At 41.0% G+C, this 8,433-nt stretch carries 9 protein-coding genes; 4 read left to right on the top strand and 5 right to left on the bottom strand.

Translation table 11 applies throughout. The features are described from left to right. The first annotated feature begins 619 nt into the window (after positions 1-619). Positions 620-814 carry a hypothetical protein gene (locus Q0541_RS03550; protein WP_298905490.1) on the top strand — a complete coding sequence of 65 codons (195 nt, stop codon included), beginning with the start codon at positions 620-622 and terminating at the stop codon, positions 812-814. Between the two features lie 242 nt (positions 815-1,056). Here Q0541_RS03550 and Q0541_RS03545 read toward each other — a convergent pair whose 3' ends face one another. After that, entirely contained in the window at positions 1,057-1,602 is a 546-nt protein-coding gene (locus Q0541_RS03545) for a hypothetical protein (protein WP_298905488.1), read from the bottom strand. Between the two features lie 331 nt (positions 1,603-1,933). Here Q0541_RS03545 and Q0541_RS03540 point away from each other — a divergent pair, with 331 nt between their 5' ends. Beyond that, the gene (locus Q0541_RS03540) at positions 1,934-2,116 is read left to right on the top strand and encodes a hypothetical protein (RefSeq protein WP_298905486.1); all 183 of its coding nucleotides are present in this window, start codon (positions 1,934-1,936) and stop codon (positions 2,114-2,116) included. Between the two features lie 24 nt (positions 2,117-2,140). Here Q0541_RS03540 and Q0541_RS03535 read toward each other — a convergent pair whose 3' ends face one another. The 4 genes from Q0541_RS03535 to Q0541_RS03520 form a co-directional block, all read right to left on the bottom strand. Continuing rightward, positions 2,141-2,482 (bottom strand): 4Fe-4S binding protein, encoded by a 342-nt coding sequence (locus Q0541_RS03535; protein WP_298905484.1) that lies wholly within the window; start codon positions 2,480-2,482, stop codon positions 2,141-2,143. Between the two features lie 12 nt (positions 2,483-2,494). Beyond that, positions 2,495-4,192 carry an FAD-binding protein gene (locus Q0541_RS03530; RefSeq protein WP_298905482.1) on the bottom strand — a complete coding sequence of 566 codons (1,698 nt, stop codon included), beginning with the start codon at positions 4,190-4,192 and terminating at the stop codon, positions 2,495-2,497. A 153-nt stretch (positions 4,193-4,345) separates the two neighbouring features. Continuing rightward, positions 4,346-5,569: a glutathione S-transferase family protein gene (locus Q0541_RS03525; protein WP_298905480.1), complete on the bottom strand. Its 1,224-nt coding sequence runs from the start codon at positions 5,567-5,569 to the stop codon at positions 4,346-4,348. 3 nt (positions 5,570-5,572) lie between these two features. Beyond that, positions 5,573-6,229 (bottom strand): class I SAM-dependent methyltransferase family protein, encoded by a 657-nt coding sequence (locus Q0541_RS03520; protein ID WP_298905478.1) that lies wholly within the window; start codon positions 6,227-6,229, stop codon positions 5,573-5,575. Between the two features lie 291 nt (positions 6,230-6,520). Here Q0541_RS03520 and Q0541_RS03515 point away from each other — a divergent pair, with 291 nt between their 5' ends. Together Q0541_RS03515 and Q0541_RS03510 are read left to right on the top strand one after the other, a co-directional pair. Beyond that, positions 6,521-7,696, top strand: a complete 1,176-nt coding sequence (locus Q0541_RS03515) for an ImmA/IrrE family metallo-endopeptidase (RefSeq protein ID WP_298905476.1) — start codon at positions 6,521-6,523, stop codon at positions 7,694-7,696. A gap of 8 nt (positions 7,697-7,704) precedes the next feature. Further along, a complete protein-coding gene (locus Q0541_RS03510; protein WP_298905474.1) occupies positions 7,705-8,238 on the top strand; it encodes a hypothetical protein in 534 nt (177 codons plus the stop codon). The last annotated feature ends 195 nt before the right edge of the window (positions 8,239-8,433 follow it).

Here is an 8,433-nt window from a genome sequence, read left to right as displayed (position 1 = left end):
TTAAGATTCTAAACCAGAAAAAACTGAAAAATAACACACCTTGAAAGGGCTAGTCTTAGGTATTTTTGAAGAAAATCTTTGTGTGGTGATCGTTTTATGCTGTTTGCTCTTAAATTCCAACCTAATCCATTCCGCTTTCTGATGTATACCGAGTATCCCAACCATCTGCGATCGCAGAACCTCTTCGCTTTACAATAGCAAGTATATTTTGTGCCATGACTACACTTTGGCGCTTTCGCTCTTTGTATGGTAAGCAATGACAAGGCATTTTAACCCTGGTAAGTGCTTTGAGTTAAATCACAACAGAATCAAAAGACTCCTTATAAGGAAAACCACAATAAGGACAAAAGCTAAATTTGAGTAATATATTGCTTTATCAGACTTAGCGCAACTATTACGTAACCAAGTTCCACATAGAAAACAAAACTTAGACCTGGGCGACAACCAAATATCTTCAAGCGTTGTTCCTGTAGTCCAGCAATGGGGACAAAATTAGTTTACAATCTTCTAACACTTTATTTAACACTACCCCAATTAAGAGTATTTACCTTTGGTGTCGCCAGAATGAGGAAAATGTTAGAGTTAAGAACTAACCGATAGTGAGAAATGTAAATAAGATATGGCTGACCAAAAAGATAAAGCTCAAGAAAAAAACCGCATTGAACAGCTTCAGGAAGAACAAGGTAACACTGATTCTAAACACTCAGGTGGTGCTGGTGCTTCTGGTGGCAATTCAGGTGCAGGTAAATCTGGCACATCAAAAATTTCTGCCACTGGTACACCTGATGATATTGAAAAAATTGATCAGGAGTAAAGCTGACTCCGACGACGAGTCAAGGTTTAACTGGGTCGGTTTTCATTAAGAAATCAACTCAACAATGGTGCATTGAATACCTGATTATTCACTCCACCATTGTTGAGCATCCTCAAGTCAAAAGGCGCACCTCACTGATTTGACTGTTTTTAACTAGGTTAAAAAGCCTGTACAAGATAAAACTACCTGGTACAAATCCAGAGTAGTGTTAATCTTAATCTATACCTCATTTTCCGCTCCAATTAAGATGGGTTTGCCCTAGCAGTTCCCTGGAGTCTGAGAGTCTGATATGACTGTAATTGTCCAAACAGGGGAGTGCGGATAGATCCTGATGTTTTTTGAGTAGTTAAAATGGCTTCGGTTTGAACAGGAGTTTCTCGCGTCCCGATAACTAAGTTGATAATTGGTAAGAGTAAGCTCAGTTTGACTATATTTCCTCCTAAATTAGGGTTTGGTGACTTGCTAATAATTACTGTCACTAATGTACCGATATCAGTAGCTAAGGTTTTAATTTGGTCACCACTGAAATGAGTGGAAATATTTTGAGTTTTGTAATCAAGCTGTGGAACTCCATTCAGAAGTGAGTACTTAATGTAAATACCTTCGCCCTGAAGTTCAAACTCATTCGGTCGTTGCACAACAATTGCTTGTGCTGGTTTTGTGGATTTGGTCATCAAAAAAGATACCAGTGATGTGGCGGTCAAACCAGTCACAAAGGTGAGAGTAGTTTTAAGAATTTGACGGCGGGGAAAACTCGCAGACATCTCTTTTAAGTTAGGTTTCATCATTAATAAATCTCAGAAGCTGATAAATCTTATCTTTTCAATCATCTCAATAAATTCATTGTTTGTATTAAGAAAATATTAAATTTTGATTAACATTGATCTATCTTTTATCATGGCTTCATGCGATCGCATAAAGCCACCCTCAGAGAAAACCAATCGTGTTGCAAACTTAAAGCTCTGAAAGGGTGACAAAGGGGCTGAAGCTGAGAAGATAGAAGAGTGTGACCGTTTTGGGGTAAAAAAGATAGGTGAGGTATTCTCAACAAGACCTATCAAATTTTTTTCATCAAGGTCTACAGGCTATGGTTATTATCCAGTCTGCTTTATAACTTCTTTGTCACTCCTTCAGGTCAAACCCATTGAACTAAAAGATGTGGCAGTGAGCGATGATAAAAGCGATCACTGGGATAAAGCCAGTGTTCACGAATTTGACGGAACTTATAGCGAATATATCTTGAATAAAGTCTCCAAAGTATTTCCAGAACTACGTCAAAAAGTGCTTGAAAGTGCTGAATAAAAACTTACTCCCCAAACACCCAAATTAACTTTGATAAGGACGTGGCAGTTGATGCAGCTTATGAGCCGTATCCAAGTCACTATTGTTTTTTCTACCATATCCCCAACCCAAGAGGCGACGATATTCACCCATAATGCCACTTTCAATTAAATCATCCTCATTGACTGCAACATTGGTATGAGATTCAGGCGCAACATAGAGTGCATCCGCAGGACAATAAGCCTCACACATGAAACAAGTTTGACAGTCTTCCTTGCGGGCGATCGCAGGTGGCTGGTTAGGTACGGAGTCAAAGACATTGGTAGGACACACTTGGACGCACAAATTGCAATTGATACAGAGTTTATGGCTGACAAGCTCGATCATGATATGCTCCTGCTACAACTTTGATACAGAGGGTATGGTTTGAGTGGTTTCTACTGGTGGTGTAGCGATTGCATCCGTAATCCAATCACGCCTTACCCAAAGCTTATCCAAGCCTCCTGTTGCTTGGTAATAACGCTGATTTGGATCGGTTTCGGGATAGTCCACACGAATATGTTCGCTGCGCGTTTCCGTGCGATGTAACGCGCTAAAATATGCCCATCGTGCTACAGCCGTCAGAGCAGCTGCTCGACGAGAAAATTCCACATCGCGCACTGTATCTTGTTTCGGGTTTTCTTGTACTTGCTGCCACAGCGTTTCTAATTTAGCGAGAGAATCCAAAAGTCCTTGCTCAGAACGCAAGTAATTCTTCTCCAACGGGAACATCTGGGCTTGTACACCATGCACGATCGCCTCACTATCGAATGTTTGAGAAGTGGGTGAGGGTGACGATGGGCTACGCCCCGCCAAAGGCGATGGCGTTCCGTCTACCGTAGGCGATCGCAATCCCACTTGACCAGCAGGATGCGTAACCCGTTCATTTGCATGAGCGCCTAGACTCTTAGCAAAGTCCGCTGCTCCAACTCCTGCCCATTGCCCTGTGGAAATTGCCCAGGCAGCATTGGGGCCACCACCCCCAGAAGCTAAACCGACTAAAAACTCCCGCGATGCTGCATCACCGGCAGCGTAAAGACCAGGAACTTTTGTAGCGCAATTATCATTCACAATCCGAATCCCACCTGTACCACGGACTGTACCCTCTAAAATAAGTGTCACAGGCACTCGTTCTGTATAGGGGTCAATACCAGCTTTTGTATAGGGTAGAAAAGCGATAAAATGAGACTTTTCAATCACTGCTTTAACTTCTGGTGTGGCTCGATCCAAACGAGCATAAACGGGGCCTTTCAAGAGGGCATTAGGGAGAAACGATGGATCGCGACGACCATTGATATAGCCACCCAGATCATTGCCTGCTTCATCCGTATAACTAGCCCAGCCAAAGGGAACACCCCTGGTTACAGTCCCATTGAAAGCCGTCGAAATGGCATAGTGATTAGAAGCTTCCATACTAGAAAGTTCCCCACCAGCTTCCACTGCCATCAACAGGCCATCACCTGTATTGGTATTGCAACCTAATGCTTTACTCAAGAATGCACAACCGCCATTCGCTAAGACTACTGCACTAGCACGAACGGTATAAGTACGATCATGCTGCCTCTGCACACCTCTTGCTCCAGCTACTGAGCCGTCGTCAGCCAATAAAAGCTCTAAAGCCGGACTTTGATCAAGAATCTGCACACCTACACGCAAAAGGTTTTTGCGAAGTACCCGCATATATTCAGGGCCATAATAACTCTGACGCACAGATTCCCCATCTTCTTTGGGGAAATGATAGCCCCAACTTTCCACTAAGGGCAAACTCAGCCAAGTTTTTTCGATAACACGCTCGATCCAACGTGAGTTAGCGAGGTTTTTTCCTATGCGATAACGCTCCGATAAAACTTTGTCCCAATTCTCTGGAGAAGGAGCCATGATGCCATTGCCACTAGCCGCCGCCGCACCACTCGTACCCAGAAAACCTTTATCAACAATGATGACTTTGACTCCTTGGGATGCGGCTGCCCAGGCTGCCCATGCTGCGGCAGGGCCACCACCAATTACCAGTACATCAGCAGTTAATTGTAGTTCATTTTCACTATGGACTGCTAGCAATTCCCTTTCCTCAATAAAGTTTCTACAGTACGGCAGAATTCAGGAGCAAAGCCGGAGACGCTCCGCCTCCGGTCAAAATTCAGAAGCGCTCCAACTTTTCGCTGTGTCTCTGATGAGGCAAATTCATTCATGCATTCAGCAACGCCCATAAAATTAATAAACAGAAGTCAACAATTTATCGATTGCAGCCCGAAACGCCGTTGCTGCACCAGCACCCATGTCACGGGGAGCGCAGATGCGATTTCTCAAATATGCGAAAGTGATCGCCCCCACAGCAGCGAAGATGGGATCAACACTACTATTTTTACCACCAGTCCTTCCACCCGGTAAAGTTTCGCCATTGCCATGAATGAGATAATCAGCTAGTTGTCGGAGGTGAAAATCAACAGCGTCCTTAACTGTGGTAGAATCACTATCTGCTGCTAAAGCCTGGACTCCAGAATTTCTGATAATATCTGCGATCGCAACTTCCCGATTATCGCTCAATCTCTCAGCCGCTTCTGCGCGATATTGAATTTTCTCACTATCTGCCACATCCAGAGGTAAAGGATTTCCAATCGGTTCTACACCCCATCTGCGACGCAAAAGTAAATTGTTGGTGATATTATCCGATTTTACCCTCTGATAAGCAGGACGCTGATTAAGTGCGTCAAACCAAGCATTAATTCGAGGAAAGCGAGGATTTCCTTTGAGGTGATATCCCCGATATACAGGTAAATTAGCCGACAATCTATCTAGATGGGGGCTATACAGAATGTCAACTAAGCTAAACGTACTTACAAAGTAAGGGCCGGTATATTTAGCTAAAGCTTGCTCAAGTTCATCTAACTTCGCCTCAAATGCTGCTTGTAAGTTTGCCAACTCATTAGCATCTACAGGTGCTTCTCTCAAGAATTTGTAAGCAATCTCTCTAAAACCGTTAGTCTCAGCATCTTCAACTAACTGCCTAGTAACAGCATTTTTTTCTGAATCTTCAGGTAATAATGCTGGATGTGGAAACCTTTCTTCTAAAGCTAAGAGAATATCTTTGGATTCGTATACTAACTTTCCTTCAATTTTTGCCGCTGGGACAAGGGTTGTGGGAACTAAGTCAGTGTACCATTTAGGTTTATTACTTAAATCAATAAATTCCGTTGCGAAGGGAATTTCCTTTTCTTCCAGAGCAAACCAAACTCGTTCGCAGAAAGGACACCAAGAATTAGTATCTCGATAAAGCAAGACTGGTGGTTGTGTGTTTGGGGGAAGTTTCTGTAAACTGTTGGGTATTGGTGCAGTAGAAGGAGATTGTCCTGTCCTCTTTACTCTACGCGCAAAGGTATTTTTTCTAGCAGTGTCTAAAACTTCTTCCCAAGTTGATAGTGTGTTTTGAATAGACATTTTTTACCTCGCTTTACTAGGAATACCGGAAAACACAAATAACTGTTGCTCTTTAGGTGCAGCCAAGTTCTTGCCAAGGTATTGATGAAGACCTACACCCATGTCTTTTGTAGCAGTGAACTTGAAGTTCACTTCCTCAAATCCAGATGCACTTAAAATTTTCCGTACATTGTTAGAGTAAGTAATACCGTTGGAGTGTCCACGAGTCCAAATGACAAAAGCACCTGGTTTACTCAGAAAACTCAGGTTATCTAATAAGCGATTAAGTTCATCTTCCTCAGCCAGATTGCCAAAGACACCACACACAATCACGATATCTGCTGGTACTGCTCCTACATAGTTAGTGGCAAGAGTTGCATCACCATTGATAATCTCAATTTGCTTGGCTAAACCCAAAGACTCTATAGTTGCTCGTCCACGCTCAACTAAATTTGAATTTATTTCAACTAGTCGTGCAGAAACATCCTTCGCACGAGGGTGATTTTTTAAAGTTCCTAGTAAATCTCGTCCATCACCCGCACAAACACTCACTATTCGGATAGCGCCATCAGGTGAGGCATTCAAGCTGTAAGCAATATATTCCTGCACGATTTCTAGACGCTGCTGCAATTTTGGCTCAGTGTTGTAGAGGTCGTGCCATTCATACCAATCTTTTGGCATAAGGAGTGATTCCCATTTGATACACACTGTCTGTTTATAAACTACGGTTAGTATATCAAATAACTGTAGTTTTAGGACGAAGGCAGAGTATCACAAACATTTATATAAAATCAAGCCTTATTGAATAAAAACCGGCCTTAATTGCTTGGTTATACGTAAAAATTATGTATAGTATTGGTGTGTAAATGCTTGTATAAAAAAGTTCAATATCTGTTGCTAAGAGGTTCCTGATTTGTCAAATACAGTAAGATGATTTTGGGTAAAGAAAATTTTTAAGCGTTTTTAAGAGTAATGGCGTTTGATTATGCGGTTTTGGGAAGAAAGCTCAAGGATGCGCGGGAAAGTCTTTTAATTGCTCCGCAAGATCCTGCATCACGCCTTCAAATAAACCTCCAGGAGTATCTAAATATTGAAGAGGGTAGGAACAGAATTACAGGTGATCAGTTAGTATTATTAGCCGTTCTATACCGTCGTGATTTTAGATACTTTGTTACGGGTGACTATCCATCAGCAGAGTCACAAGTTCAAGAGATGTTTCGACGAAATGCTGCCCTTTCCCAGAGCGATCGCGTCGCTATTCAGGAATTTGTTCGGCTCTGTGAATACGAAGATTTCCTGGAGAGAGAAATATTTCAGCGTCAGTCTATACCGATTCCCAATTATGGACAATTTTCGTTTGGTCACAGACACTTCAAAAGACAAGGCGAAGAAGCTGCCTTTTTTGAGAGAGAACGTTTAGCTCTGGGAAAACAACCAATAGAAAATATATTTGAGTTGATCAGAAATCAAGGTATTCATATTTTTAAACGTCAATTAAAGGATAAAAATATTTCTGCCTTATACATCAATCATCCGGTTGCTGGACATTGTATTCTTGTCAACTACCTTGATGACTTGTATCGGCAAAATTTTTCTGCTGCTCATGAGTACTGTCATGCTTTATTTGATTCATCTCAAGGTCAAGAGGTTACATACTTAAAATCCTCAAATGATAAATCTGAGCTTGAATGGAGAGCTAATAGTTTTGCAGGTAATTTTTTGCTTCCAAAGCAAAGACTGGAATTAGACTACTCACCTGTCAACACTTATGAAGCCTGGATTAGTCTGATCCGACAAATTGCCGAACGCTTTCGAGTTAGCTCACAAGTTGTCATAATCCGTTTATCTGAACTTAAATGGATTGATAAAGGCTTACAACAGCAGTTATTCCAAGATCAACGTTTAATTATTAAGCATGATGAGAAATTTGATCCTGAAACTCCACCAAGTTTATCTTCAGGGATACGAGACAAATCGACTCAAATTATACGCCGAGGTTTATCTTGGCACTTTATTGATCTTGGTACAGAGGCATACAGACGTGGAGAAATTACTTATCAAAAACTTCTAGATATGCTGTTACTTCCTTTAGAAGATGGTTATCAACTTCTACATGAACTGTTAACGTTTCTGGAGGTAGATAGCTAGTGAAAGGAGTGGTAACTATCGATAAGTGTTCAATTTTGAATTTCATGTATATCAATCGCTTTTATCTCCTCAAAGCACTTGGTTATTCTGTAATTACAACGGTGTATGTACAACTGGAATTTGAGAATGCAAAACACAAATATCCTGATAGCTTGACTTATTTCAGTAATTTAGTCAATTCTGGTGAAATTTCAAGATTTCCCTTGCAAATAGAGGATTTAGTAGAAATGTCAACTGTTCCTCAGTCAAAACGTGCAAGCGATGCAGAGTTATCTTGTTTTGTAGTTGCCAAACGTATTGGTGGTAAAGTTATGACTGATGATGGGAGGGCAATCAAGTACATTCAACGATACATTCAAATGCCTCCAGATAGTGTCACTCAGTTGGTTGAGGTTTTAATAGAAGCTTATTTGGAAAATCACTTAGGAGATCATGAACTTAAACCAATACAAAAAATGCTAGCAGACCATAAGTTTGTTATCAAGATTGATTTAGCTAATGAGGCAGCGAAAAGAAAATGGATGTTGGGTGACTACAGTTGATTAACTTTTAACGCATTCAATAACCGGAGCAAACCTATCATGAGGAATTTGTACGAAGTTTTGGTTATTTCGTTTACTAGTAAGGGATGATTACCATGTAATCCAAAACTACGGTTAATTTATCAATTAAATGTATTTAATGCCTGGAAAACAGGTATTATAAGACTTGAGACGTAATAAAGTCTTAATTCTTTT

This window comes from uncultured Nostoc sp., assembly GCF_937863485.1.
Classification (GTDB): domain Bacteria; phylum Cyanobacteriota; class Cyanobacteriia; order Cyanobacteriales; family Nostocaceae; genus Nostoc.
Note: the sequence above shows the minus strand (reverse complement) of the source record. Positions and strands in the feature narration are given on the sequence as shown.